Below are 26,725 nucleotides of genomic sequence, written 5' to 3'. Positions count from 1 at the left end.
ATCCCTGTAGGAGCCAGCAAGCCGGCTCCTACAGATTTAGGTATCAGCTCGCCGTGCTGTAACGCCGAACGCCGGATTCGACCGTCGGAATCTGCGCGGCGATGCTGCCGGACGCCTGGAACAACACCAGGTGTTCAGCAGTAACCCGAATGCCAACTTCTGCACCGACCAGATGATCGGCATGGCTCGGGAAAATCGATTCCAGCTGCGCGCCCGTCGGCATCTGCAACCGATACAGCGTCGACGCACCCTGGAACGACTTGCCGACAATCCGTGCCTTCAAGTCACTGTCCGGTGCATAAACGATATCGTCCGGGCGCAACAATACGTCCACGGCACCACCAATCGGCCAGGTGTAGGCCCGATTGCCGCGCAACTCACCCAGCTCGGTCTGCACCGATTCCGGGCTGCTCAGCTGACCACGAATGAAGTATCCCTGGCCGATGAAACTGGCCACATAGGGCGTCAGCGGTTCGTGATACAGGTTGTAGGGCGTGTCCCACTGTTCCAGACGACCTTCCTTGAAAACCCCGACATGATCGCTTACCGCGAAGGCTTCTTCCTGGTCGTGAGTCACCAGAATCGCGCTGGTGCCACGGGCCTTGAGGATGTCGCGCACTTCGTGGCTGAGCTTGCGCCGCAATTCGCCGTCGAGGTTGGAGAACGGTTCGTCGAGCAGCAGCAATTGCGGCTCCGGCGCCAGGGCGCGAGCCAGGGCAACACGCTGTTGCTGACCGCCGGAAAGCTCGTGCGGAAAGCGTTTGCCGAGGTTTTTCAGGTTGACCAGTTCCAGCAGCTCTTCGGTCACGCGATCCTTTTGTGGATGCTTGCGAATCCCGAACGCGATGTTTTCGGCCACGCTCAAATGCGGAAACAGTGCGTAATCCTGAAACACCATGCCAATCCGGCGTTTCTCCGGGGCGAGGGTAAAACCGGCGCTGGAGATCGTCTCGCCCGCCAGGGTGATTTCACCTTCGTGCACCGGTTCGAAACCGGCAATCGCCCGCAGCGTCGTGGTTTTGCCGCAACCCGAAGAACCGAGCAGGCAACCGATATCACCGGCATTCAAATGCAGGTTGAGGTTTTGCACGACGCGCTGGTCTTGATAACCGCAGGCGAGGTTGCGCAGGTTAAGCAGTAATGGCTGGCTCATGCGTGGTGGTACGAAGGCGGGACGAGAAACTCGAGCAGGGCCTTTTGTGCGTGAAGACGGTTTTCCGCTTGATCCCAGGCGACCGAGCGCGGGTCATCGAGCAGGTCGAGGCTGATTTCCTCACCACGGTGGGCAGGCAGGCAATGCATGAACAGCACGTCATCGGCGGCCAGGTCCAGCAGGGCACGGTTGACCTGGAACGGTGCGAACAGCTTCAGGCGCTTGGCGGTTTCCTCTTCCTGGCCCATGGAGGTCCAGACGTCGGTGCTCACCAGGTGCGCGCCGCGCACGGCGTCCTTCGGATCCCGGACGATGGTCACCCGGTCACCGGCGCTGGCCACGAACTCAGGATTGGGTTCATAGCCTTCAGGGCACGCGATGCGCAACTGGAAGTCGAACTGGATCGCCGCTTCTATATAGCTGTTGCACATGTTGTTGCCGTCGCCGATCCAGGCAACGGTCTTGCCCTGGATCGAGCCGCGATGTTCGAGGAAGGTTTGCATGTCGGCCAGCAACTGGCACGGGTGCAGGTCATCGGACAGGCCGTTGATCAGCGGGACGCGCGAATTGGCGGCGAATTCGGTCAGGGTGCTATGGGAAAACGTACGGATCATCACCGCATCGAGCATGCTCGACATGACAATGGCGGCGTCGCCAATCGGTTCGCCACGGCCCAGTTGCGTGTCGCGCGGCGACAGGAAGATTGCCTGGCCGCCGAGCTGGATCATGCCGGCCTCGAACGAGATCCGGGTACGGGTCGAGGACTTCTCGAAAATCATCCCGAGCACGCGGTTTTTCAGGGGCTCGAACAGTACGCCGCGGTTACGCAGGTCTTTGAGCTCAACGCCTCGACGGATCACGCTGACCAGCTCTTCGGGCGTGCAATCCATCAGGGAGAGAAAGTGCCTTGCGCTCATCATTGACTACCTTTTTGCTACAAACCGCAGATGCTCAAAGCCTTGTTTAACTGGAAAACGGGCGAGACCTGCGGCGTAAGCCGCACAGGGCGACGAAATAGGGGAAGGCGCGATCTTATAATTAAATGTCGCGTCTTACCAATAGGGCTACGGTTTTTAGGGGATTTCAGAGGGGCTATGGGGTGACCGCAGTAGCGCTTTTGAAGCCTGTTTCCTGACAGCAGCTGCTCATTTGTACACTGCGGCTGCGGGGCTTTGCAATCAAACAGGGCGGGCATGGTGCGCTGATGGTCGGTTTCTGACCCGGCATTCCAACCAGCTGATGGCAATGTGCCTCGTTTGTAACACTTGCTAATGCAATGTGCTGGGTTATAACTAAGTCACGAGCGACGCAGGAAGCCTTCGGAATGGAATCGAAAGAACAGCAATTGATGGAATTACTAGGTCTCACGGCCCGCTCACTGACGCATCTCACCGCTTCCATGACCTCGATGTCCTTTGAGCTTTTGCGAAGTAACGACGAGGTGACCAGGGCCGCTGGCCGGCGGATGATCGACCGCATGGCCACCATCAGCACAGGGCTCGACGAGCACTGGCGACTGATCGGCGAGCTCACCGGCGTGCATGTATCCCACGAACAGATTGAAACCATCCAGGAGATTCAGTTGCAGGCGCCGCCGAGGTTGCCGTCGAACTGATCCCGAGCGGTCATCGGCTGGCCTGATGGCCGCCGATTCACAAGACGAACGTCGCTGGCGCAGTGGCGGGGCAGGCGCCATAGTTTTGTTCCCGCGGCCGTTATTGCCCGCCCAGAACAAGACAGAGACTGGCCATGACCAAGACTCTCCATCACCGTGCGTGCCACCTGTGTGAAGCCATCTGCGGCCTGACTATCGAGACCACCGAGCTCGATGGCGATGTGCAGATCACCTCGATCAAGGGCGATGCCCTCGATACGTTCAGCCGCGGGCACATCTGCCCCAAGGCCGTTGCCCTGCAAGACATCCAGAACGATCCTGACCGTCTGCGTCAGCCGATGCTGCGCGTTGGCAGCGAATGGCAACCCATCGAGTGGGAAGATGCCTTCAACCTGGTCGCCGAACGTCTGGCGGGGATACAGGAGCGCCACGGGCAGAACTCGGTGGCGGTTTATCAAGGCAACCCCAGCGTGCACAACTACGGGCTGATGACCCACAGCAACTACTTTCTTGGCCTGCTGAAAACCCGCAACCGGTTTTCCGCGACCTCGGTCGATCAGTTGCCTCATCACCTGACCAGCCATTTGATGTATGGCCACGGTTTGCTGTTGCCGATCCCGGACATCGATCACACCGATTTCATGTTGATTCTTGGTGGTAATCCGCTGGCCTCCAATGGCAGCATCATGACCGTGCCGGATGTCGAAAAGCGCCTGAAAGCGATACAGGCCCGGGGCGGCAAAGTGGTGGTGGTGGATCCGCGTCGCAGCGAAACGGCTGCGATTGCCGATCAGCATCTGTTCGTCCGTCCGGGCGGCGACGCAGCATTGCTGTTCGGGTTGCTCAACACGTTGTTTGCTGAAGGCCTGACCCGCGACAGCCATTTGCCGGTCGACGGCCTGGATGACGTGCGCGAGGCCGTCGCGGCTTTCACCGCCGAAGCCATGAGCCCGTTGTGTGCCGTGCCGGCCGAGCAGATCCGCCAATTGGCGCGGGACTTCGCGGCGGCGCCGAGCGCGGTCTGTTACGGGCGCATGGGCGTTTCCACCCAGGCATTCGGTACCTTGTGTCATTGGCTGGTGCAGTTGATCAACCTGGTCACCGGCAACCTTGATCGCGTCGGTGGTGCGGTGTGCACCGAACCGGCGGTGGACCTGGTGGCATCTACCTCGGGCGGACATTTCAATCTGTGGCAGAGCCGCGTATCCGGGCGTCCGGAATACAGTGGCGAGCTGCCGGTGTCGGCGCTGGCCGAAGAGATGCTCACCGAAGGGGAAGGACAGGTTCGCGCGTTGATTACCGTGGCCGGCAATCCGGTGTTGTCGACGCCCAATGGCCGGCAACTGGAGCAGGCGCTGGACGGGTTGGAGTTCATGGTCAGTGTTGACTTGTACATCAACGAAACCACGCGCTATGCCGACCTGATCCTGCCGTCCACTTCCGCTCTGGAAAACGATCACTACGACACCACGTTCAACATGTTTGCGGTGCGTAACGTCAGCCGGTTCAATCGCGCGATCCTGGCCAAGCCGGAAGGCGCGTTGCACGACTGGGAGATTTTCGTCGGGCTGGCCAAGGCCTTTGCCGCGAAGACCGGCAAGGAACTGAAACCGACGATTCCCCCTGCGCAGATGATCGATCGTGGTTTGCGAATGGGGCTATATGGCGACGCCTCGCCGCACAAGCTGTCTTTGGCGACGCTGTTCGATCAACCGCATGGCTTCGACCTTGGCGCACTGAAATCCAACCTGGCGCCACGCCTGAAAACCGCCAACCAGCGCGTTCAGGCAGCACCGGCGGCGATCCTTGCCGACCTCTCGCGATTTGCGGCGCTGCAAGCACCGGTGGCTGATGAACTGCTGATGATTGGCCGTCGTCACGTGCGCAGCAATAACTCGTGGATGCACAACTATCACCGATTGGTGAAGGGCAAGCCGCGTCATCAGTTGCTGATGCATCCGGACGACCTTGCCAGTCGCGGGCTCAGCGATGGGCAGCGGGTGCGGGTCAGTTCCCGGGTCGGCATGATCGAAGTGGAAGTGCTGGGCAGTCAGGATATGATGAAAGGAGTGGTCAGCCTGCCGCACGGTTGGGGCCATGCGCGGCCCGGCGTGCAGATGACGATTGCCAGCGGCCAGCCAGGTTCCAGTGCCAATGACCTGACCGACGAGTGTCAGCTCGATGAGTTGTCGGGGAATGCGGCATTGAACGGTGTGCCGGTGACCGTAGCGGCGGCTTGATTGAGTCTGTCGGGGAGACCGAGCATGGCGCTCGGCTTTCCGTTACAATGCGCCACCGTGCCGACCCCCGAGTCGGAAAGTTCAGCCGAGGTGCTTCATGGATATCATCGAAACGATTAAAGAGCAGATTGCCAACAACACCATTCTGCTTTACATGAAAGGTTCGCCGAATGCCCCGCAGTGTGGCTTCTCCGCGAAAGCCGCACAGGCCGTGATGGCATGTGGTGAAAAGTTTGCGTACGTGGACATCCTGCAGAACCCGGAAATCCGCGCCAACCTGCCAAAATACGCCAACTGGCCAACTTTCCCGCAACTGTGGGTTGGTGGTGAGCTGGTCGGCGGTAGCGACATCATGACCGAGATGGCTGCAGACGGTTCGCTGCAAAGCACCATCAAAGCGGCTGTTGAAGCCGCCGCTGCTGCCAAGACCGAAGCCTGATGCGGTCCTTGTAGGAGCGAGGCTTGCCCGCGAAGGCGTCGTACCTGACACACCGCTTTCGCGAGCAAGCTTCGCTCCTACAACAGCACAGGCACAAAAAAGCCCCGCCTCTTAAAAGAGAGCGGGGCTTTTTATTGTCTTGAGTTTAGAGAGCGCTAACTTACTCGTCGTCGCCCATCTGCGATTGCAGATAGTTCTCAAGACCGATTTTATCGATCAGGCCCAGTTGGGTTTCCAGCCAGTCGATATGTTCCTCTTCGGATTCAAGAATATCTTCGAGCAGTTCACGGCTACCGTAGTCGCCAACGGTTTCGCAATGAGCGATCGCGACTTTCAGGTCGGCATGGCCGGTGCGTTCGATGCGCAGGTCGCACTCAAGCATTTCCTGGGTGTGCTCGCCGATCTGCAGCTTGCCCAGGTCCTGCACGTTAGGCAGGCCTTCCAGGAACAGGATGCGCTTGATCAGCTTGTCCGCGTGTTTCATCTCGTCGATGGACTCGTGGTATTCGTGCTTGCCGAGCTTGTTCAGACCCCAATCTTCATACATGCGCGCATGCAGAAAATATTGATTGATCGCGACCAGCTCATTGGCAAGGATCTTGTTGAGATGCTGGATGACTGTAATGTCGCCTTTCATGATGGGGTCCTGCCCTGTATTAGCCGTCTATAAAGTAGAGTTTGAGCCGCACAACTAAGAGTGTCAAACCTAAGTTATTGAAACTTAAGTGAAAATTAATCGGAATAAGAATGTTTGTGTTCCGCGTCTAGGGCGTAACCAATTGATTTTCAGGCATAAAAAAACCGGACATGAAGTCCGGTTCTTTGGAATGGGGTATTTACGCGGCAGTAAATTCTACCGGGAAAGGAATCGCAGCCTGGGCTGTTTGCAATTTGGTCAGCGTTTCACGCACCACTTCCTTGGCAAGGCAGGCGCATTTGCCGCATTGGCTGGCTACGCCGGTAGCTTGGCGGACTTCCTTGTAGCTGCAGCAGCCTTCATAGATTGCTTCGCGGATTTGTCCGTCGGTGACGCCAGTGCAGAGGCAGACATACATAACTGAAACCGTCGCTGGTTATGACTCAATTGCGATGGATCTTAATGTTAACGAGAATGATTGTCAAAGTGGTTTCTGAAAGCTTTGCGTTATAAGCGAGGGTGACTGACGAACGGTTTTCCTCGGGCAATCTGCCAGTAAGCGTGTCGCCGGGAATTTAGCCTGTCGGTGAAAATCCGTTGAGGACAGCTCAAAAACGCAGTGTATGATGGCCGGTCCTTATGAAGCGGGTGGGTGTCACAGGGCTGTCGCCTGAGGGTGGCAGGCTGGCGCAAACCCGGAACTTCACGTTTTTACACCAGGAGATATTCAATGAGCGTACTCGTAGGCAAGCAAGCCCCTGACTTCACCGTACCAGCCGTACTCGGCAATGGCGAAATCGTCGACAGCTTCACCCTGTCGTCGGCCATCAAAGGCAAATACGGCCTGGTGTTCTTCTACCCGTTGGACTTCACCTTCGTTTGCCCATCCGAGCTGATCGCTCTGGACAACCGCATGTCCGACTTCAAGGCCCGCAACGTTGAAGTGATCGCTGTTTCGATCGACTCGCACTTCACCCACAACGCGTGGCGCAACACCCCGGTCAACAATGGTGGCATCGGCGAAGTTCGCTACACCATGGCAGCCGACCTGAAGCACGAAATCGCCAAGGCCTACGACGTTGAATCCGAAGGCGGCGTGGCTTTCCGTGGCGCGTTCCTGATCGACGACAAAGGCGTTGTCCGCTCGCAGATCATCAACGACCTGCCACTGGGCCGTAACATCGAAGAGCTGGTCCGTCTGGTCGACGCTCTGCAATTCCACGAAGAGCACGGCGAAGTTTGCCCTGCCAACTGGAAAAAAGGCGACAAAGGCATGACCGCTTCGACCGAAGGCGTCGCGGCTTACCTGACCGAGAATGCTGCTGCCCTGTAAGGCGCATTCGAGGTACAAAAAAACCGGCCGTTGAGGCCGGTTTTTTTATGGGCGGGATAAACACAGGCCCCTGTAGGAGCGAGCCTGCTCGCGATGGTCGTGAACGATAACGCTTGAAGCCTGATACCCAGCGGCGTTCTTGAGTCCATCGTCGGAACGCCGCCCGGAGCAGGCTCGCTCCTACAGAGAGCGGGACCGCAATCAGTCGTTGTAGTCTTCCCAGCCGCCCATCTGTTTCCAGCGATTGACGATGCCGCAGAACAGCTCGGCCGTCTTCTCGGTGTCGTAGCGAGCCGAGTGAGCCTCGCGACCGTCGAAGTCGATATCGGCGGCCTGACAGGCTTTCGCCAGCACCGTCTGACCGTACGCCAGACCGGCCAGGGTGGCCGTGTCGAAGCTGGAGAACGGATGGAACGGGTTGCGCTTCATGTCCATACGCGCAACCGCCGCGTTCAGGAAGCCCAGATCGAAACTGCTGTTGTGCCCGACCAGAATCGCCCGCTTGCAGCCGTTGGCTTTCAGCGCCTTGCGGATGCCACGGAAGATATCGGTCAGCGCCGCTTCTTCACTCACCGCCATGCGCAGCGGGTGATCGAGTTTGATCCCGGTGAACTCCAGTGCGGCCGCTTCGATGTTGGCGCCTTCAAAAGGCTCGACGCGAAAGAAGTAGGTGTGGTCAGGGTATACAAAACCCTTCTCGTCCATGGCGATCGTGGTCGCGGCTATTTCCAGCAAGGCGTCAGTGGCAGAGTTGAAACCACCGGTTTCAACGTCGACAACGACTGGCAGGTATCCACGGAATCGAGCTGCCATCGGGTGGCGTGGACCACCTCCGCCGCCTTGACCGTCCTGTTCGTCGTCGTAATGGTCTTCACTCACGCGTGTTCCTCCAGCAGGCGCCAGCGCAGTTTTTCACCGGCGCGCAGCGGGATAACGGTCAGCTCGCCAAATGGCAGGCTGGTTGGGGCGGTCCACTCGTCGCGGACCAGAGTAATGCGATCGGTGTTCACCGGCAGGCCATAGAAGCGCGGGCCGTTGAGGCTGGCGAAGGCTTCGAGCTTGTCCAGTGCGTTACGTTGTTCGAACGCTTCGGCGTACATCTCGATCGCCGCATAAGCGGTGTAGCAACCGGCACAGCCGCACGCGGCTTCTTTGGCATGCTGGGCGTGAGGCGCCGAGTCGGTGCCGAGGAAGAACTTGTCGCTGCCGCTGGTGGCGGCGTCGAGCAGGGCTTCCTGATGCGTATTGCGCTTGAGGATCGGCAGGCAATAGAAGTGCGGCCGAATCCCGCCCACCAGCATGTGGTTGCGGTTGTACAAGAGGTGATGCGCGGTGATGGTCGCGCCAACGTTGGCCGAAGCCTCGTTGACGAACTGCACGGCGTCCGCGGTGGTGATGTGTTCGAACACCACTTTGAGCGTCGGGAAACGCTCGACCACTCGACGCATGTGCTCATCGATGAAGATTTTTTCGCGGTCGAACACGTCGACATCGCCACGGGTGACTTCACCGTGAACCAACAAAGGCATCCCGACTTCGGCCATGGCCTCAAGCGCAGGGAAGATTTTGTCGATGCTGGTGACGCCAGAGTCCGAGTTGGTGGTCGCGCCGGCCGGATACAACTTGGCGGCATGAATGAAACCGCTGGCCTTGGCCTCACGAATTTCTTCGGGCTGGGTGCGGTCGGTCAGGTAAAGGACCATCAACGGTTCGAAACGGCTGCCAGCCGGACGTGCAGCGAGAATCCGCTGGCGATAGCCGTCGGCTTCAGCGGCGTTGCGCACCGGAGGTACCAGGTTGGGCATGATGATGGCGCGACCAAAGGTGCGCGCGACATCCGCAACGGTATTGGTCAACACGGCACCATCGCGAAGATGAATATGCCAGTCGTCGGGACGCAGCAGGGTCAGGCGGTCGGACATGAGGGGATTCCAGGCGGGTCAAACTGAAGGGAATGCTACCGGAAAAGACTCTCTCAGGCACTCGCTATCAAGTTTTGCGGGAAGCTTCCGATATCCAACAGGTATGCCGTAAACATGTGTGTGTCGGTCTTTTTGTTGTAGAAGCCAGTGGAGCCTCCCGTGCGCCAGCGTTATTTAGCCTTGCTCAGCGTGTTTGCCAGCCTTCCCGCGATGGCGCTCACTTTCCAGACCCGTCTGGAGAGCATCGAGTGGACGGTCGAAGGGGACAAGTTCGAGTGCCGCCTGACTCAACCGATCACCGATTTCGGTTCGGGTGAGTTCGTGCGCCGCGCCGGCGAGCAGGCGACGTTTCGTCTGAAAGCCTATAACTCGATGGTCGGCGGCGGCTCGGCGACCCTGCTGGCAGCCGCAGCGCCCTGGCAGCCGGGGCGGGGCGACATCAATCTGGGCTCGGTGCAGATTGGCAGCGGCAATGTGCTGTTCAACAGTTCTCAAGTTCAGGCCGGGCGCCTGATCAGTGGCCTGATGGACGGGCGCAGCCCGGTCGTTCGACATTATTCGGGCGATGGCCGGGTGTCGGAAGTGCGGTTGTTGCCGGTCAAGTTCAGCAAGGCGTTCAACGATTATCAAAGCTGTGTGGCGAAGCTGCTGCCGAAGAATTTCGAGCAAGTCAAACAAACGCAGATCGGCTTTCCCGGCGACGGCCTGGATCTCGACGCACAGGCCAAGGCCCAGTTGCAGGTCATGCTGGAGTTCATGAAGGCCGATCCGACGGTCAATCACATCGAACTTGACGGCCACTCCGACAACAGCGGCAATCGCCTGGCCAATCGTGACCTGTCGCGGCGTCGGGCCCTGGCGGTCATGGAGTTCTTCAAGGCCAACGGTTATCAGGAATCGCAGATCACCGTGCGCTTTCACGGCGAGCGTTATCCATTGGCACCCAACACCAATGCCGCCAATCGGGCGAAGAACCGTCGGGTCAATGTGCACTTGGCGCGGGTCGCACCCACCGAGCAGCCGGCGCCTCAGACAACCGCATCGACGAGCCCCGCGAAGACATCCTGAACCGGCTGTCATCGTCGCCCGCTCGACATAATCTGTCGCTTCGTCGTCATAAGCTGTCGCGCCTCTGTAAATTATCCTGCATGACCGGTAGACTTGACGGCTTTCCGTAGAACCCCGTGGAGTGATGGCATGGCGGACGTAAACAAGGTCGTTCTGGCGTATTCCGGCGGCCTGGACACTTCGGTGATCCTCAAGTGGCTGCAGGATACTTATAACTGTGAAGTGGTGACCTTTACCGCTGACCTGGGTCAGGGCGAAGAGGTCGAGCCGGCTCGCGCCAAGGCTCAGGCCATGGGCGTAAAAGAAATCTACATCGACGATCTGCGCGAAGAATTCGTGCGTGACTTCGTATTCCCGATGTTCCGCGCCAACACCGTTTACGAAGGCGAGTACCTGCTGGGTACTTCCATCGCTCGTCCGTTGATCGCCAAACGCCTGATCGAAATCGCCAACGAAACCGGCGCAGACGCCATTTCCCACGGTGCCACCGGCAAGGGTAACGATCAGGTTCGTTTCGAACTGGGCGCTTATGCCTTGAAGCCAGGTGTGAAAGTGATCGCTCCGTGGCGCGAATGGGACCTGCTCTCCCGTGAAAAGCTGATGGATTACGCTGAAAAGCACGCGATCCCGATCGAGCGTCATGGCAAGAAAAAATCCCCGTACTCGATGGATGCCAACCTGCTGCACATCTCCTATGAAGGCGGCGTGCTGGAAGACACCTGGACCGAGCACGAAGAAGACATGTGGAAATGGACCGTCTCCCCGGAGAAGGCTCCTGACAAGGCGCAATACCTCGAACTGACTTACCGTAACGGCGACATCGTTGCACTGGACGGCGTCGAAATGACTCCGGCCACCGTGCTGGCGACCCTGAACCGTATCGGTGGCGAACACGGTATCGGCCGTCTCGACATCGTCGAGAACCGTTACGTGGGCATGAAGTCCCGTGGTTGCTACGAAACCCCAGGCGGCACCATCATGCTGCGTGCCCACCGTGCGATCGAATCGATCACGCTGGACCGCGAAGTGGCTCACCTCAAAGACGAGCTGATGCCTAAATACGCCAGCCTGATCTACACCGGTTACTGGTGGAGCCCTGAGCGTCTGATGCTGCAACAGATGATCGATGCGTCCCAGGCTCACGTGAACGGCGTCGTGCGCCTGAAGCTGTACAAGGGCAACGTGATCGTCACTGGCCGCAAGTCCGACGAATCGTTGTTCGATGCCAACATCGCGACGTTCGAGGAAGATGGCGGCGCCTACAACCAGGCCGACGCGGCGGGCTTCATCAAGCTCAATGCGCTGCGCATGCGTATCGCGGCAAACAAAGGTCGCAAGCTGTTCTGAGATCTTTGACACGCTGATGGAATGTGTGGCCTTGTCCAGGACAAGGCCACACATTTGAAAATAGGGATTTTCTGTCTGACATTGCGATTCAACATTCTTGTTGTTTTAAATACCTTCCTGTCCGCTCCCATTGATCCTAAAGAGCTACTGCCTGCTGTGTATCAGCCCGGCAATATTGATCAATGACCGTCACGTCATGTGAACTCAAATTGTAAGCAATGCAAAACGTTGCGCTGCTGCGTTTTTTTGCGTTTCTGCAAAACTTGAGTGCGCTTTCTTTCAGTAACGTCTCCGATTCGCCAACAACGAGAAACACGACAACGTGTGCCGGATTCCCCATGGGCTGGCGAAGCTGTTCCAGAAGGGCGCGGAACTGATTTTTTTTGTTCATCCACCGCGCATCAATGATGTGCAGGTCCTTGAGTGACTCGGGCAGCCGAATAGGGTACTGAACCGAGAGACTTGGCTGTAAGCCGATCTCGTCGGGTGGATCTTGCGCGTTACCTGAACGCTCTGCGTTATCCATCACCTTTATGAAGTGCTTTCCCTTTTCAAAATCGGAAGGCGCATAAAGCGATCGATAATTGAAGTTAAGGGTGGCGAAGAAAAGAAACAGCAAATAAAAGGGAAAACTGATTAAAAACCAGATGTAAATCTCTTTGTTTTCGTCATCTAGGAAGGGCAGAGAGATGGCGGCTGATGTTTCAGACAGTGTTGCGAATATCGCGATGACTGTCATGGGGTTGGTAATTCGTTGTTTGAGTTTTACCATATTTTTTACTCATATTAGTTTGTCTTTTCTCATTGGGTTGGTGTGTGATTGTTGGTGTGTGAAGTTGCTATCGTAACGGTGGTTTTATAATTAGGATATATCTGTTTTGTCATTCATTTGTTATTGATTGACTTTTGGTGTAAGGCTTTGTGTTTGATGTTTCTGGTATAAGTGGCAGGCCGAGAAATATCAATTACCCTACAAGGGTAGACCAATCGTTGGCGTGTGTCGGATCATCTTGGTCAACGGTTGTTGTGTGGCGCGCTGGTTGTAAGTCGAAACAAAAAACTGTTGAATACTGAAATATCATGAGACAGATAAAGTTTCTGGTGCGCCGTGTTTCAAGATTTTTTGTAAGATTATTCCGCGTTGTTTGTAGGGAATGTCTCTCGGTGTGGGTGACTGGGGGGAGCGGCATGCCATGGGTGAAACGACTAGGCTATTGTGCGGGCTCTAAAAATTCGAACAGCGAAAATTGGACTTGCCCATGAATAAAGTGCTGATCGTGGATGATCACCCCGTCATTCGTCTTGCGGTACGTATGCTGATGGAGCGTCATGGCTACGAAGTCATTGCAGAAACAGATAATGGCGTGGATGCATTGCAACTAGCTCGTGAACATATGCCGGATATTGTCATCCTGGATATTGGAATACCTAAACTGGATGGGTTGGAAGTCATTGCACGTCTGGCATCGGCAGCGATGCCAATGAAAGTACTGATATTGACTTCACAGGCTCCCGGGCATTTTTCGATGCGTTGCATGCAATCCGGTGCTGCCGGATATGTTTGCAAACAACAGGATCTCACTGAGTTGCTCAGTGCAATAAAGGCTGTATTGTCGGGCTACAGTTACTTTCCCAATCAAGCCTTGCATACCGTGCGCTCCAGTCTGGGGAATGCCAGTGAAGCCGATATGGTGGATCGTCTTTCGGGGCGGGAGATGATGGTCTTGCAGCAGTTGGCCCGTGGCAAGACCAACAAGGAAATTGCCGATGGAATGTTCCTAAGCAATAAAACCGTCAGTACTTACAAGACGCGGCTGTTGTTGAAACTCAATGCGCGGTCCCTGGTTGACCTGATCGAACTGGCTCAACGCAATGGGTTGGTATGACTGGGCCAGTGCTTGACGGGGCGTAAAGAGTGGGCGTTTTCAAGGTTTCGCACCTAGTAAAAAGCCTCCGTTTCGGGAGGCTTTCAGGTGTCATAGGTCAAAATCGTAATCGGCCAATTGCTTTTGCAGTCGGCGCTCCTCCAGCAGATTATCGATGGTGCGGCGTTTGCTCAGGTTGGTCTTTGCCACTTCAACCACCGGTTCCGCGTCATCGGCCTCAACGGGTGTGAAGTCGTCTTCTACGTCCAATTGCTCTTTGCCAGTGCTCATAAGGTTAACTCCAGGCTAAGACTGCCTTTGGCGCTCCTTATATCGATAATCGCCTCGCGGGTAAAAAAGATTTTTTCAATCGATAAATCAAAAAACCTAATAGCGCCTCAATCGTCCGAAGTCTTGTGCTTGTATTCGCACAGGTCTTCTATCCGGCAACTGCCGCAGCGAGGCTTGCGAGCCAGGCAAACGTAACGCCCATGAAGAATCAGCCAGTGATGGGAATCGAGCAGATATTCCTTCGGCACGAACTTCATCAGTTTTTTCTCGACCTCGACCACATTCTTGCCGGGAGCGATGCCGGTACGATTGCTGACCCGGAAAATATGCGTGTCCACGGCCATGGTCAGTTGGCGGAAAGCAGTATTGAGCACCACGTTGGCAGTCTTGCGGCCGACACCGGGCAACGCTTCCAGCTCTTCACGGGTCTGCGGCACTTCCCCGCCATGGCGTTCCACCAGCAAGCGGCAGGTTTCGATTACATTTTTTGCCTTGCTGTTGAACAGGCCGATGGTCTTGATGTACTCGGACAGACCTTCCACGCCCAGCGCGTAAATCGCCTGTGGCGTATTGGCCACCGGGTAGAGTTTGGCGGTGGCTTTATTGACGCCGACATCGGTCGATTGTGCTGAGAGAATCACCGAGATCAGCAATTCGAATGGCGAGGAGTAGGCCAGTTCGGTCTTCGGCTCCGGATTGTCTTCATGCAGCCTGCGGAAAATTTCCAGACGTTTTGCGGCATTCATGGGCAGTGCGTTTCCTCGGAAGCGATCAATGTGAGGGAGTCGGGCGGGGCCAGGCTTGCCAGGCGGCGATCAGCAAGCCCAGCAGAATGAAGCCGCCAGGTGCCAACGTGGCCAGGCGCAAGCCTGCGTCGCCGAGGAGCTCGCGCAGCAGGCCCAGGCCGACCATCAGCGCGCCGAACAGGACACACAGGCGCAGGCGCTCACGCCATGCACTCTGGAAAAAACCGGTATGTTCCAACACGACGCACTGCAAAGCGATCAGTGCTGCATAAAACCCCGAATGCTGGTGCCATTGAAGTGACCAGACCTGCGCGGCGAGTTCTGCACAACCGGTCAGCGTGGCCGCCAGCAGGACGCCTGCGAACAAGCGGGACGCCGGGATCAGTCGGGATCGCACGACAGCCATGCTCGCACCAAACGCACTGATCACCACGATGAACATCAACCACACACCCAGTGTGGTCATTAACGAGTCAGTGGCGCCGATCAGCGGCGCGAGCATCAGTGAGTTCTGTAAATTTGCGGACTTATTCATGGAGGCCGCTCCCGATCAGCTGACGCGAGTGTTCATCGAAGTAGCGCAGAGCATCGTGGATAGCATTGATCACGGCTCTGGAGGTAATGGTCGCGCCAGCGATTTGATCAAATTGACCCTGATCCTTTTTCAACGCCCAACCGCTGTCGGCGGGTTCATTCAAGGATTTGCCAGTGAACGCCTGAAGCCAGGTATTGGGCCAGTCGGCGATACGCGCACCCAGGCCCGGGGTTTCCGATTGTTTCAGGGTCTTGACCCCCAGCAACTTGCCGTTCGCGTCAATGGCGATCAGCAAGTCTATGGCGCCCGCATACCCGATCGTCTGGCTGCGCAGCAGGACCGCAACGGGTTGGCCGGCCTTGGTGGCGAGGTAGCCGCCCAGCAAGGTGCTGTTGGTCAAAGCCAGGTTACCGAGTTGCAGCGGCTGCTCCAGCGGTTGATTGTCGTAACTGTCGGAGGGCAGCAAATCGAGCAGGTTGCGACTGTCGATCCGTCGCTGTTCGGCTGCGATACGTGGCGCGCTGCTGTACTGCACAAGGTAGGTTGCGCCAATCCCCAGGCCTGCCAGCAACAGCAGAATCACAACGCTCGATGTTCGGCTCATGGCGAAATCGGCTCCTGCCTGGACGCGACAAACCGCTCCAGCGCCGGCACGCAAAGATTCATCAACAACACTGCAAACGCAACGCCGTCCGGATAGCCGCCCCAGGTGCGAATCAGGTAAGTCAGCAGTCCCACGCCCGCACCGAACAGCAGTCGGGCGCCTGGGATTTTTGCACCTGACACCGGCTCCGTGACGATAAAGAATGCGCCCAGCATGCTCGCGCCCGTGAGCAGATGAAACAGGGGGGAACCATGGGAGTCGGAGCCCGAGCCGTTCCAGCACAGCAGGCTGATGACGAATAGGCTGGCAAGCATGCCCACCGGCGCATGCCAGCTGAACACCCGCCGTTGCAGCAGAAACAAACCGCCCGCCAGAAACGCCAGGTTGACCCATTCCACGCCGCGCGCGCCGAAGTGACCGAACGCCGGATTGCCGGCGAAGAGTTCGTCCATGGTCAGGCTTTTGTTGATTCGCAAGCTGTCCAGCGCCGTGGCCTGGACCCACGCATCCGGCGTCTGGCTGAGGCTGAAACCGAACACTTGCCGCAGACCACCGAGCAGGTCCATGCCGTGGGACGAAGGCCAGTGAGTCATTGGTTGGGGAAAGGTCACCAGCACCAAAGCGAAACCGAGCATCGCCGGGTTGAACGGGTTTTTCCCCACGCCGCCATACAGTTGTTTGCCGAGCAGTGCGAATGCCGCGGCGCAGACCGTCAGCCACCATGGGCAATACGGCGGCAAAGCCAGGGCCAGCAGCGTCGCACTGACCAGTGCGCTGCCATCGCTCAAGGTCGGTTTGATCTGGCGTTTGCGCAGCCATAACACCGCCGCTTCAACGGCCAGCGCGGTAACGCCGGCCAGGATCAAATTGATCAATACGCCCCAGCCATACAACCAGAACAGCACCAGCATTCCCGGCACGGTGGCCAGCAACACCAGCTTCATGGCCTGCTGAAGGCGCTCGTCGACCGATTCAAGGGGCGACATAGGCATCCACCTGGCGCTCGGCTTCTTGCAGGCGGGCGCGTGCCTTGTCCAATAATTCAGCGGGTGTGTCGGTGCGACGTTCGAGTTTGCTGACATCCGCGCGAGCGTAGGCCAATTCGGTTTTCAGCTGTCGAAGCTGGCTGTCGATGGGGCGTTTTTCGATACGCGCCAGGTCAGGTAAAGGCTGCTCACTTGCAGTTTCTGCCGCGTGCAGGGCTTTTTCAGCGTCGCCGAGTGCGCGCTCCAGGGCTTCGATTTGCTCGGCCGGTGCGTCACTGGTTTGTGCTTTCTTGAGTTCGGCGCGGCGCATGGCCAACTGTATTTTCGCCCGCTTCAGCTCCGTGTCCTTCACTGGCGCCGCAGGTGCAGCGGCGGGTGGTGCGCTGTTTTCCAACTGCGCCAAGGCGTGTTCAGCGGCGTCGAATTGCTGTTGCAGGACGATCAGTTGCGACTGCTGTTCGAAGGTCGGCGGATGGCCGAACGCCTTGAGCGATTTGTTCAGTTGCGCGCGGCTCATCGCGAGATCGATTTTGGCTTTTTTCAACGCCGCGTCGGCATTGGCCGCTTTCTGCGCACGAACTCTCTCCAGTGCGGCTTGAACCGGGTCGAGCGTTGTCACTTCACTGTGCTGCTGTTGCGCGGCGCGATGTGCCCGGGCCTGACGCTCGGCGAGTTTCTGTTCTTCTTCGCGGTGCAAGCGGGCGTTGCGCTGTTCAAAGCGACGCCGGGCGTGATTGCGTTTGGCGGTACGCGCCTGTTGTACTTCAGGGCTGAATGCCAGGCCACCAACAATCGGCAACACCGTGGCCAGCGGTAATGGCTGCATTTCGATGCAGTCCACCGGGCAAGGAGCCACGCAAAGGTCGCAACCGGTGCATTCGTCGATGATCACCGTGTGCATCAATTTCGCTGCGCCGACGATGGCGTCTACGGGGCAAGCCTGAATGCACTTGGTGCAACCGATACACTCGGCTTCGCGAATGTAGGCGATTTGCGCCGGGGCCGAACCGCGACTGACGTCCAGCTCCAGCACCGGCACTTTCAGCAATTGAGCCAGGGCTGCGATGGTTTCGCTGCCACCGGGCGGGCACTTGTTGATCGGCTCGCCGCTGGCGATGCCTTCTGCGTACGGCTTGCATCCGGGATGGCCACATTTGCCGCACTGGGTCTGCGGCAAGAGGGCGTCGATGCGTTGAATCAGACTCATGTTTTGATCAGTCCGCTGAAACCGAGAAAAGCCACTGCGATCAGTCCGGCGCCGATCAGGTCGATCGGCAGGCCGCGAAAGGGCAGGGGAACATCGTTATCGAGGGTGCGCTGGCGCAAGTCGCTGAACAGACTCAGCACCAGCCAGAACCCCAGCCCGGCGCCGAGGCTCAGGGCTGTGGCGTGGAAAAATCCGTGGTTTTCCTGGGCGTTGATCGGCGCCAGACCGAGCACGCCGGCATTGCCGAGCAGCAGCGGCCAGAGCCCTTCGAACGAAAGCGTCGAAAACACCTTTGCCAGCAACTTCAGCAGCGGTGTGATCAACAACACGCTCAGCGGCAGAAACGCGAACAAACGCAGCGAAGTCAGCTCCAGCGGCGCCAGCAGCCAGTAATAGAGTGCGTAGCCGAGCATTCCGACGATCAGCATCAGGCACGTCGTCGCAATGCCCAGCGCATGCACCTGACGGCGCTCGGAGCCCAGCAGCGGATCGACGCCCAGCGGCCAGTGCAACACGACGTTGTTGATCAGGGCAGCGCTGATAAGCGTAAGAAGCATCTCGGTCATGATCGTGCCGGAAGAAAGAAGCCTTGCTAACAAGGTTAGGCATTATCCGGCAAGGAAGGAGGGGGGGCCAGACATGAAAATCCCACAGTCGCGTCGGGCACGACTGTGGGATCGGTTTGCCGCAGGATCTTACTTGATACGCTGACCTGGCTTGGCACCGCTGTCGGGGCTGAGCAGGTAGATTTCTTCACCGCCAGGACCGGCCGCCATCACCATGCCTTCGGAGATGCCGAACTTCATTTTCCGTGGCTTGAGGTTGGCGATCATCATGGTCAGGCGACCATCGAGCTTGGACGGGTCCGGGTAAGCGCTCTTGATCCCGGAGAACACGTTGCGTTGCTCGTCCCCGATGTCGAGGGTCAGGCGCAGCAGCTTGTCGGCGCCTTCCACGGCTTCGGCCTTGACGATCAGCGCAACGCGCAGGTCGACGGCGGCAAATGCATCGAATTCGATTTCCGGCGACAGCGGATCCTTCGCCAGTTCGCCGTTGCCGGCAGGTGCAGCTTCGCCGGTGTCGGTCTGGCTGGCGGTCAGGTCTTCTTTCGAAGCGTCGGTCATGGCTTGCACTTTCACCGGGTCGATGCGGGTCATCAGCGGCTTGAACTCGTTCAACTGATGGTTGCTGAGCAAGGTCGCATGATCGGCCCAAGTCAGCGGCGCGACGTTGAGGAACGCCTCGGCATCGGCGGCCAACAGTGGCAGCACCGGTTTGAGGAAGATCACCAGTTGGCGGAACAGGTTGATACCCAGTGCGCAGATCGCCTGGACTTCGTCGTGCTTGCCTTCCTGTTTGTTCAGCGACCAAGGCGCCTTGTCGGCGATCCAGGCGTTGGCGCGGTCGGCCAGGCCCATGATTTCGCGCATGGCACGGGCAAAGTCGCGAGCCTCGTAGGCTTCGGCAATGCTTGGCGCTGCGGCGAGGAAGGCTTCGGTCAGTTCTGGCGCGGCGTTACCGGCCACCAGCACGCCGGCATTGCCTTTGTGGATGAAACCGGCGCAGCGGCTGGCGATGTTGACGACTTTGCCGACGAGGTCGGAGTTGACCTTCTGCACGAAGTCTTCGAGGTTCAGGTCGAGGTCGTCGACGCCGCGTCCCAGTTTGGCCGCGTAGTAGTAACGCAGGTATTCCGGCGACAGGTGATCCAGGTAGGTCCGGGCCTTGATGAAGGTGCCGCGGGACTTGGACATTTTCTGACCGTTGACGGTCAGGTAGCCGTGCACGTTGATACCGGTCGGTTTACGGAAACCGGCGCCTTCGAGCATCGCTGGCCAGAAGAGGGCGTGGAAGTTGACGATGTCCTTGCCGATGAAGTGGTACAGCTCGGCGGTGGAATCCTTGCCCCAGAACGCATCGAAATCCAGCTCCGGCGTGCGGTTGCACAGGTTCTTGAAGCTGGCCATGTAACCGATTGGCGCGTCCAGCCAGACGTAGAAGTACTTGCCCGGCTCGCCTGGGATTTCGAAACCGAAGTACGGCGCATCACGGGAGATGTCCCACTGTTGCAGGCCGGCATCCAGCCATTCGGCGATCTTGTTGGCGACAGCGTCTTGCAACGTGCCGCTGCGGGTCCAGGTTTGCAGCATTTCCTGGAAGTCCGGCAGTTTGAAGAAGAAGTGCTGGGAATCCTTGAGCACCGGGGTGGCGCCAGAGATGGCCGACTTCGGATCTTTCAAGTCAGTCGGTGCGTAGGTCGCGCCGCATTTCTCGCAGTTGTCGCCGTACTGGTCTTCGGTGCCGCATTTCGGGCAGGTGCCCTTGATGAAGCGGTCGGCCAGGAACATTTTCTTTTCCGGGTCGAAATACTGCGTGATCGAGCGCGTGGCGATGTGCCCGGCGTCGCGCAGCTTCAGGTAGATCTGGCTCGACAGCTCACGGTTTTCTTCGGCGTGAGTGGAGTGGAAGTTGTCGAAGTCCACCAGGAACTCGGCAAAGTCGGCGCTGTGTTCAGCCTGGACGTTGGCGATCAGTTGTTCCGGGGTGATGCCTTCCTTTTCCGCGCGCAGCATGATCGCCGAACCGTGGGCGTCGTCGGCGCAGACATAAATGCATTGGTTGCCGCGGTGCTTCTGGAAGCGCACCCACATATCGGTCTGGATGTATTCCAGCATGTGGCCAAGATGGATCGAACCATTGGCATAGGGCAGGGCGCTGGTGACGAGGATCTTGCGTGGCTCGGACATGGGGCTCGGCTACTTGATGAAACGGAGGTCGGCCACTATAAAGCGCCGGCGCATATTTTTCACCCCGTGCGCCTGTTTCATTGGATGACTGACGTGGATTCATGCGATGCGCCGCGTTCCTGTAGGAGCCCGGCTTGCCGGCGATGGCGTCCTCAAGTCAGCTATCGCCGGCAAGCCGGCTCCTACAGATCTTTTCGGCATGCCGCCAAACGATCAGAACAGGTACGATACCCGTCTGATTTTCCAGTCTTGCTATCGGAGTTGCCCATGAGCGCCGTCAATCGCGCAGCGGTGGAAGCCGTCCTTCGCCAATACACCGACCCTTACCTGAACCAGGACCCGGTCAGCGCCGGGTGCGTGCGCAACATCGACATCCAGGGTGATCGCGTCAGCGTCCAGCTGGAGTTGGGTTACGCCGCCGGCCTGTTCAAAAGTGGCTGGGCGCAGATGCTGCAGATGGCCATCGAAGGCCTCGACGGCGTCACCAGCGCCCGCGTTGATATCACCAGTGTGATCGCTGCGCACAAGGCTCAGGCACAGATCCCGGGCCTGGCCAACGTCAAGAACGTCGTGGCCGTGGCGTCCGGCAAGGGCGGCGTGGGCAAGTCCACCACCGCCGCCAACCTCGCGTTGGCCCTGGCCCGCGAAGGCGCGAAGGTGGGGATTCTGGATGCGGACATTTACGGTCCGAGCCAGGGTATCATGTTCGGCATTCCCGAAGGCACCCGACCAAAGGTCAAGGATCAGAAGTGGTTCGTGCCGATTGAGTCCCATGGCGTCGAAGTGATGTCCATGGCGTTTTTGACCGACGACAACACGCCGATGGTCTGGCGCGGGCCGATGGTCTCTGGCGCACTGTTGCAACTGGTGACACAAACCGCCTGGGGCGATCTGGATTACCTGGTCATCGACATGCCGCCCGGCACCGGCGACATCCAGCTGACCCTGGCGCAGAAAGTCCCGGTGGCCGGCGCTGTCATCGTTACCACCCCGCAAGACCTGGCGTTGCTGGACGCGCGCAAAGGCGTGGAGATGTTCCGCAAGGTCAACATCCCGGTGCTGGGCGTGGTGGAAAACATGGCGGTGCATATCTGCTCGAACTGCGGGCATGCCGAGCATCTGTTCGGTGAGGGCGGGGGCGTGAAGCTGGCCAGCCAATATGGCGTCGAGCTGCTGGCCTCTTTGCCGCTGTCGATGATCATTCGCGAGCAGGCCGACGGCGGCAAACCAACGGTGATCGCCGAGCCAGACAGCCAGATTGCGATGGTTTACCAGGAACTCGCCCGCCATGTCGGCGCGCGGATCGTGTTGCAGGAAGCGGCGACCCCGGCGATGCCGAACATCACCATCAGCGACGATTAAACGCGATCCAATTGTGGGAGCGAGCCTGCTCGCGATGGCGGATTAACATTCAACGGATGCGTTGACTGGCACACCGTTATCGCGAGCAGGCTCGCTCCCACATTGGTTTTGCGGTGTTGGTCAGATCCGCAACCCGCCATCCATTTCCAGGATCCGGCCGGTGTAGTAGTCGTTCTCGAAGATGTACGCCGCCGAATGGGCGATCTCTTCCGGCTTGCCCATGCGCTTGAGCGGAATCCCGGACGTCATTTTCTCCAGCGCTTCAGGCTTCATGCTCAGCGTCATCTCGGTCTCGATAAAGCCCGGTGCAATGCCCGCAACGCGGATGCCGTAACGCGCCAATTCCTTTGCCCACGTGACGGTCGCCGCAGCAACCCCGGCCTTGGCTGCCGAGTAGTTGGTTTGGCCGACGTTGCCGGCGCGGGAGATCGACGAGATGTTGATGATCGCGCCGCTATTCTTCAGCTCGACCATTTTCGCCGCGACTTCGCGGGTGCACAGGAACACGCCGGTCAGGTTGACGTCGATGACTGCCTGCCATTGGGCCAGGCTCATCTTGGTCATCTCGCCATCCTTGACCTTCAACAGCAGCCCGTCACGCAGGATCCCGGCGTTGTTGATCAAGCCATGAATCGCGCCGAAATCTTCGGCCACCTGGGCGACCATGTGCGTCACTTGCTCTTCATTGGCCACGTTGCACAGATAGGCGCGGGCCTCGACGCCCTTGGCCTTGCACGCGGCAACGGCGTCGTCGAGCTTTTCCTGGTTCAGGTCAACCAGCGCAAGTTTCGCGCCTTTGGCGGCGAAATACTCGGCCATCGAACGGCCTAAACCCTGGCAACCGCCAGTGATAATGATTACTTTGTCAGTGAGTTGCATTCGCGTGCCCCAGTTGCAGGTTGGAGTGGTCTTCCTTCTAGAGAGCCTCTCGATCTGCACCTGATGTGGCCTGGCTGCACATGAGAACTGCCCCGATGGCGGACTGGAACTTTCTGCAGTCGCCTGTCCGTTTTTTCGACGGATTCTATATAAGGAGTCATAAATTGAGCGTTGAAGCGGCCAAGAATGCCCGAGAATTGCTTCTCAAGGAATACCGCGGAGTGCTGTCGACGCACTCCAAGGCGATGCCCGGTTTCCCGTTTGGCTCCGTGGTTCCTTACTGTCTGGACGAGCAGGGCCGGCCGCTGATCCTGATCAGCCGCATCGCCCAGCACACGCATAATCTGCAGAAAGACCCGAAGTGTTCGCTGTTCGTCGGTGAGCGCGGGGCCGAAGACGTGCAAGCGGTCGGTCGCCTGACATACCTCGCCGAAGCAGAAAAACTCGAGAAAGAGGCTGCGATTGAAGCGGCCGCCGAGCGCTACTACCGTTACTTCCCGGACTCGCAGAATTACCACAAGGCCCACGATTTCGATTTCTGGGTGCTCAAACCCGTGCGTCACCGTTACATCGGTGGCTTCGGCGCGATTCATTGGGTCGATCAACTGACGTTGGCCAATCCGTTCGCCGGCAAGGCCGAGGTGAGCATGGTCGAGCACATGAACGCCGATCACGCCAAAGCCATCGCCCACTACGTCGAACTGGCGGGGCTGCCGAAAACCGAGCCGGCGCAACTGGCCGGGATCGACACTGAAGGCATGCACCTGCGCATTGGTCAGGCGCTGTACTGGCTACCGTTTCAAGCCCCATGTAATACGCCGACACAAGTTCGGGAAGCCTTGGTTTTCCTGGCTCACGCCGAACATTGGCCGAAAAATGAAGTGGCCGGTGCTTGAATTCACGAAAGGGCGACGTCATCTAGGGAAGACTGGCAAGGCATTCTTGCGTTGAGGAACCTTTTGATGCGCCCTTTTTTATTGCTCTTTGTACTGTTTCCGGTGTTGGAGCTGTTCGTATTCGTCAAGGTCAGCGGTGCGATCGGGTTTTTCCCGGCGCTGCTGCTGGTCATTCTCGGCTCGATGCTCGGCGTGTTCGTGCTGCGCATCGCCGGCCTGGCAACTGCGCTGCGTGCGCGTGAAAGTCTGAACCGCGGCGAACTGCCAGCCCAGACCATGCTCGAAGGCCTGATGCTGGCCCTGGCCGGTGGTCTGTTGATTCTGCCGGGCTTCGTCACCGACGTGCTGGGCCTGATCATGCTGCTGCCGATCTCACGTCGACTGCTGGCCAATAAAATGCGCCAGCGCGCCGAAGAGGCGGCGATCCGTCAGCGTGCGTTCGCCGATGATCTTCAGCCGCGTGGCGGTCCTGCCCCGCGCGAGCCGTTGGGCCGAGAGCCGAACGTGATCGAAGGCGAGTTCGAACACCGCGATTCCAAGTAAATCGTTTCACCTGCACGGCACCTTCGGGTGCCGTGTTCGTTTTCGGGGCATCAACGTAAAAAATTTCGATGCGCGCCCTTGTAATAAGCTTATGCGCCCTTATGTAACGGTCACCGCAAGGTTTCTGGCAATCACGCCAGACAGACTTCCGCGGTTCGCTTGACGAACCGCACCCGGCACCGCCGGATTTGTTAAACCCGCCGGGACTACACCGGCCGATGAAAACCACAATTAGGAGAGATCGACAATGAAGCTTCGTCCTCTGCATGACCGCGTCGTCATCCGTCGCAGCGAAGAAGAAAAGAAAACCGCTGGCGGTATCGTCCTGCCAGGTTCGGCTGCTGAAAAAGCCAACAGCGGCGAAGTGCTCGCTGTAGGTACCGGCCGCGTGCTGGACAACGGTGAAGTGCGTGCGCTGGCCGTGAAAGTGGGTGACAAGGTTGTGTTCGGCCCGTACTCCGGCAGCAACACCGTGAAAGTCGACGGCGAAGACCTGCTGGTAATGGCTGAGAACGAGATTCTCGCTGTTATCGAAGGCTGATTCCCCGCTCATTTTCCCGCTACTACAAAGTATTTAAGGAATATCGATCATGGCTGCTAAAGAAGTTAAATTCGGCGACTCCGCCCGCAAGAAAATGCTCGCCGGTGTAAACGTCCTGGCTGACGCAGTAAAAGCGACCCTGGGCCCTAAAGGCCGTAACGTGATCATCGAGAAGAGCTTCGGCGCTCCGACCATCACCAAGGACGGCGTGTCCGTTGCCAAAGAAATCGAGCTGAAAGATCGCTTCGAAAACATGGGCGCGCAGCTGGTCAAAGACGTTGCCTCCCGTGCCAACGATGACGCAGGCGACGGCACCACCACCGCTACCGTTCTGGCTCAATCGATCGTCAACGAAGGCCTGAAAGCCGTCGCTGCCGGCATGAACCCGATGGACCTCAAGCGTGGTATCGACAAAGCGACCATCGCGATCGTCAAAGAGCTGAAAGCCCTGTCCAAGCCATGCGCTGACACCAAGGCAATCGCTCAGGTCGGCACCATCTCGGCCAACTCCGACAACTCCATCGGCGACATCATTGCCGAAGCCATGGAAAAAGTCGGTAAAGAAGGCGTGATCACCGTTGAAGAAGGCTCGGGCCTGGAAAACGAACTGTCGGTTGTTGAAGGCATGCAGTTCGACCGTGGCTACCTGTCCCCGTACTTCGTCAACAAGCCAGAGACCATGACTGCCGAGCTGGACGGTCCGCTGATCCTGCTGGTCGACAAAAAGATCTCGAACATCCGCGAAATGCTGCCAGTACTGGAAGCCGTTGCCAAAGCCGGCCGTCCACTGCTGATCGTGGCCGAAGACGTTGAAGGCGAAGCCCTGGCGACTCTGGTTGTGAACAACATGCGTGGCATCGTCAAAGTCGCAGCCGTCAAGGCTCCAGGCTTCGGCGACCGTCGCAAGGCCATGCTGCAGGACATCGCTGTTCTGACTGGCGGTACCGTTATCTCCGAAGAGATCGGTCTGAGCCTGGAAAGCACTACCCTGGAACACCTGGGTAATGCCAAGCGCGTGATCCTGTCGAAAGAAAACACCACCGTGATCGACGGTGCCGGCGTTGAGGCTGACATCCAGGCTCGCGTTCTGCAGATCCGTCAGCAAGTGGCCGACACTTCGTCCGACTACGACCGTGAAAAACTGCAAGAGCGTCTGGCCAAGCTGTCCGGCGGCGTTGCAGTGATCAAGGTTGGCGCTGGTTCCGAAGTTGAAATGAAAGAGAAGAAAGCCCGCGTTGAAGACGCCCTGCACGCTACCCGTGCAGCCGTTGAAGAAGGCGTGGTACCTGGCGGCGGCGTGGCACTGGTTCGCGCTCTGCAGGCTATCTCCGAGCTGAAAGGCGACAACGATGACCAGAACGTTGGCATCCAGTTGCTGCGTCGCGCTGTAGAAGCTCCACTGCGCCAGATCGTTGCCAACTCCGGCGACGAGCCAAGCGTAGTTGTGGACAAGGTCAAGCAGGGTTCGGGTAACTACGGTTACAACGCTGCCACTGGCGAATACGGCGACATGATCGAAATGGGTATCCTGGACCCGGCCAAAGTGACTCGTTCGGCTCTGCAAGCGGCTTCGTCGATTGCCAGCCTGATGATCACCACCGAAGCCATGATCGCCGAGATCAAGGAAGACGCACCAGCTGGCGGCGGCATGCCAGACATGGGCGGTATGGGCGGCATGGGCGGCATGATGTAAGCCAGCCTTACCCCGTACGAAAAAACCCCGCCTGCGAAAGCAGGCGGGGTTTTTTATTGCGTGCCGGAAAGTTGTG

At 58.3% G+C, this 26,725-nt stretch carries 28 protein-coding genes; 12 read left to right on the top strand and 16 right to left on the bottom strand.

The genetic code is table 11. From position 1 onward, the window contains the following. Positions 1–43 precede the first annotated feature (43 nt). Positions 44–1,153: an ABC transporter ATP-binding protein gene (locus PMI32_RS08265; RefSeq protein WP_008032169.1), complete on the bottom strand. Its 1,110-nt coding sequence runs from the start codon at positions 1,151–1,153 to the stop codon at positions 44–46. Further along, on the bottom strand, positions 1,150–2,070 hold the full coding sequence (gene argF, locus PMI32_RS08270; protein ID WP_032829003.1) for an ornithine carbamoyltransferase: 921 nt from the start codon (positions 2,068–2,070) through the stop codon (positions 1,150–1,152). The genes PMI32_RS08265 and argF overlap by 4 nt, the downstream gene beginning before the upstream one ends. Before the next feature lie 407 nt (positions 2,071–2,477). On the opposite strand from argF, the gene plzR reads away from it, so the two are divergent. The 3 genes from plzR (at position 2,478) to grxD (ending at position 5,447) form a co-directional block, all read left to right on the top strand. Further along, the gene (plzR, locus tag PMI32_RS08275; protein WP_008032167.1) at positions 2,478–2,768 is read left to right on the top strand and encodes a PlzR type 4 pili assembly inhibitor; all 291 of its coding nucleotides are present in this window, start codon (positions 2,478–2,480) and stop codon (positions 2,766–2,768) included. Positions 2,769–2,902: 134 nt separating this feature from the next. Further along, positions 2,903–5,008 (top strand): molybdopterin oxidoreductase family protein, encoded by a 2,106-nt coding sequence (locus PMI32_RS08280; protein ID WP_008032165.1) that lies wholly within the window; start codon positions 2,903–2,905, stop codon positions 5,006–5,008. A gap of 97 nt (positions 5,009–5,105) precedes the next feature. Further along, complete coding sequence (grxD, locus tag PMI32_RS08285) at positions 5,106–5,447, top strand: Grx4 family monothiol glutaredoxin (protein WP_008032163.1); 342 nt, start codon at positions 5,106–5,108, stop codon at positions 5,445–5,447. 160 nt (positions 5,448–5,607) lie between these two features. Here grxD and bfr read toward each other — a convergent pair whose 3' ends face one another. Together bfr and PMI32_RS08295 are read right to left on the bottom strand one after the other, a co-directional pair. Beyond that, the gene (gene bfr, locus PMI32_RS08290; protein ID WP_008032161.1) at positions 5,608–6,084 is read right to left on the bottom strand and encodes a bacterioferritin; all 477 of its coding nucleotides are present in this window, start codon (positions 6,082–6,084) and stop codon (positions 5,608–5,610) included. A 199-nt stretch (positions 6,085–6,283) separates the two neighbouring features. Then, positions 6,284–6,502 carry a bacterioferritin-associated ferredoxin gene (locus tag PMI32_RS08295; protein WP_008032160.1) on the bottom strand — a complete coding sequence of 73 codons (219 nt, stop codon included), beginning with the start codon at positions 6,500–6,502 and terminating at the stop codon, positions 6,284–6,286. A gap of 312 nt (positions 6,503–6,814) precedes the next feature. On the opposite strand from PMI32_RS08295, the gene PMI32_RS08300 reads away from it, so the two are divergent. Then, entirely contained in the window at positions 6,815–7,417 is a 603-nt protein-coding gene (locus PMI32_RS08300) for a peroxiredoxin (protein WP_008032158.1), read from the top strand. 201 nt (positions 7,418–7,618) lie between these two features. Here the strand turns inward: PMI32_RS08300 and rnt are convergent, their stop codons facing one another. Together rnt and pyrC are read right to left on the bottom strand one after the other, a co-directional pair. Beyond that, on the bottom strand, positions 7,619–8,296 hold the full coding sequence (gene rnt, locus PMI32_RS08305) for a ribonuclease T (protein WP_008032156.1): 678 nt from the start codon (positions 8,294–8,296) through the stop codon (positions 7,619–7,621). Then, positions 8,293–9,339 carry a dihydroorotase gene (pyrC, locus tag PMI32_RS08310; protein ID WP_008032154.1) on the bottom strand — a complete coding sequence of 349 codons (1,047 nt, stop codon included), beginning with the start codon at positions 9,337–9,339 and terminating at the stop codon, positions 8,293–8,295. The genes rnt and pyrC overlap by 4 nt, the downstream gene beginning before the upstream one ends. Positions 9,340–9,498: 159 nt before the next feature. Between pyrC and PMI32_RS08315 the strand changes: the two genes are divergently transcribed. Together PMI32_RS08315 and PMI32_RS08320 are read left to right on the top strand one after the other, a co-directional pair. Further along, positions 9,499–10,407 (top strand): flagellar protein MotY, encoded by a 909-nt coding sequence (locus tag PMI32_RS08315; RefSeq protein ID WP_008032153.1) that lies wholly within the window; start codon positions 9,499–9,501, stop codon positions 10,405–10,407. 129 nt (positions 10,408–10,536) lie between these two features. Beyond that, entirely contained in the window at positions 10,537–11,754 is a 1,218-nt protein-coding gene (locus PMI32_RS08320) for an argininosuccinate synthase (protein WP_008032151.1), read from the top strand. Between the two features lie 136 nt (positions 11,755–11,890). Here PMI32_RS08320 and PMI32_RS08325 read toward each other — a convergent pair whose 3' ends face one another. Further along, positions 11,891–12,526, bottom strand: coding sequence for a hypothetical protein (locus tag PMI32_RS08325; RefSeq protein WP_008032150.1), 636 nt, complete (start codon positions 12,524–12,526; stop codon positions 11,891–11,893). Between the two features lie 487 nt (positions 12,527–13,013). On the opposite strand from PMI32_RS08325, the gene PMI32_RS08330 reads away from it, so the two are divergent. Beyond that, complete coding sequence (locus tag PMI32_RS08330) at positions 13,014–13,640, top strand: response regulator transcription factor (RefSeq protein ID WP_008032148.1); 627 nt, start codon at positions 13,014–13,016, stop codon at positions 13,638–13,640. Positions 13,641–13,730: 90 nt separating this feature from the next. Here the strand turns inward: PMI32_RS08330 and PMI32_RS08335 are convergent, their stop codons facing one another. The 8 genes from PMI32_RS08335 to metG all read right to left on the bottom strand — a co-directional run bounded on the left by PMI32_RS08335 (position 13,731) and on the right by metG (position 20,735). Further along, positions 13,731–13,910 carry a PA3496 family putative envelope integrity protein gene (locus PMI32_RS08335; RefSeq protein ID WP_007898493.1) on the bottom strand — a complete coding sequence of 60 codons (180 nt, stop codon included), beginning with the start codon at positions 13,908–13,910 and terminating at the stop codon, positions 13,731–13,733. 107 nt (positions 13,911–14,017) lie between these two features. Beyond that, entirely contained in the window at positions 14,018–14,656 is a 639-nt protein-coding gene (gene nth / locus PMI32_RS08340; protein ID WP_008032146.1) for an endonuclease III, read from the bottom strand. 25 nt (positions 14,657–14,681) lie between these two features. Beyond that, positions 14,682–15,191, bottom strand: a complete 510-nt coding sequence (locus PMI32_RS08345) for an Rnf-Nqr domain containing protein (protein ID WP_008032145.1) — start codon at positions 15,189–15,191, stop codon at positions 14,682–14,684. Beyond that, the gene (locus tag PMI32_RS08350; protein WP_008032143.1) at positions 15,184–15,795 is read right to left on the bottom strand and encodes an RnfABCDGE type electron transport complex subunit G; all 612 of its coding nucleotides are present in this window, start codon (positions 15,793–15,795) and stop codon (positions 15,184–15,186) included. Before PMI32_RS08350 ends, PMI32_RS08345 begins: the two co-directional genes overlap by 8 nt. Next, positions 15,792–16,781 (bottom strand): RnfABCDGE type electron transport complex subunit D, encoded by a 990-nt coding sequence (locus PMI32_RS08355; protein ID WP_008032142.1) that lies wholly within the window; start codon positions 16,779–16,781, stop codon positions 15,792–15,794. Before PMI32_RS08355 ends, PMI32_RS08350 begins: the two co-directional genes overlap by 4 nt. After that, positions 16,768–17,988, bottom strand: a complete 1,221-nt coding sequence (rsxB, locus tag PMI32_RS08360; RefSeq protein WP_008032140.1) for an electron transport complex subunit RsxB — start codon at positions 17,986–17,988, stop codon at positions 16,768–16,770. Before rsxB ends, PMI32_RS08355 begins: the two co-directional genes overlap by 14 nt. Then, on the bottom strand, positions 17,985–18,554 hold the full coding sequence (locus PMI32_RS08365) for an electron transport complex protein RnfA (protein WP_008032138.1): 570 nt from the start codon (positions 18,552–18,554) through the stop codon (positions 17,985–17,987). Before PMI32_RS08365 ends, rsxB begins: the two co-directional genes overlap by 4 nt. A 129-nt stretch (positions 18,555–18,683) precedes the next feature. After that, a complete protein-coding gene (gene metG, locus PMI32_RS08370) occupies positions 18,684–20,735 on the bottom strand; it encodes a methionine--tRNA ligase (protein ID WP_008032136.1) in 2,052 nt (683 codons plus the stop codon). Between the two features lie 267 nt (positions 20,736–21,002). Here metG and apbC point away from each other — a divergent pair, with 267 nt between their 5' ends. Then, positions 21,003–22,097 (top strand): iron-sulfur cluster carrier protein ApbC, encoded by a 1,095-nt coding sequence (apbC, locus tag PMI32_RS08375; protein WP_008032133.1) that lies wholly within the window; start codon positions 21,003–21,005, stop codon positions 22,095–22,097. A 120-nt stretch (positions 22,098–22,217) separates the two neighbouring features. Here apbC and PMI32_RS08380 read toward each other — a convergent pair whose 3' ends face one another. Further along, the gene (locus PMI32_RS08380; protein ID WP_032829000.1) at positions 22,218–22,976 is read right to left on the bottom strand and encodes an SDR family oxidoreductase; all 759 of its coding nucleotides are present in this window, start codon (positions 22,974–22,976) and stop codon (positions 22,218–22,220) included. A 164-nt stretch (positions 22,977–23,140) separates the two neighbouring features. Here PMI32_RS08380 and PMI32_RS08385 point away from each other — a divergent pair, with 164 nt between their 5' ends. The 4 genes from PMI32_RS08385 (at position 23,141) to groL (ending at position 26,649) form a co-directional block, all read left to right on the top strand. Then, the gene (locus PMI32_RS08385) at positions 23,141–23,872 is read left to right on the top strand and encodes a HugZ family pyridoxamine 5'-phosphate oxidase (RefSeq protein WP_032828994.1); all 732 of its coding nucleotides are present in this window, start codon (positions 23,141–23,143) and stop codon (positions 23,870–23,872) included. A 66-nt stretch (positions 23,873–23,938) separates the two neighbouring features. Then, positions 23,939–24,415, top strand: a complete 477-nt coding sequence (locus PMI32_RS08390) for an FxsA family protein (RefSeq protein WP_008032127.1) — start codon at positions 23,939–23,941, stop codon at positions 24,413–24,415. Between the two features lie 247 nt (positions 24,416–24,662). Continuing rightward, positions 24,663–24,956, top strand: a complete 294-nt coding sequence (locus PMI32_RS08395) for a co-chaperone GroES (protein WP_008032125.1) — start codon at positions 24,663–24,665, stop codon at positions 24,954–24,956. A gap of 49 nt (positions 24,957–25,005) precedes the next feature. Then, entirely contained in the window at positions 25,006–26,649 is a 1,644-nt protein-coding gene (gene groL, locus PMI32_RS08400) for a chaperonin GroEL (protein ID WP_008032122.1), read from the top strand. Positions 26,650–26,725: the final 76 nt, after the last annotated feature.

It is taken from the genome of Pseudomonas sp. GM60 (assembly GCF_000282415.1).
Lineage (GTDB): Bacteria > Pseudomonadota > Gammaproteobacteria > Pseudomonadales > Pseudomonadaceae > Aquipseudomonas > Aquipseudomonas migulae.
Note: the sequence above shows the minus strand (reverse complement) of the source record. Positions and strands in the feature narration are given on the sequence as shown.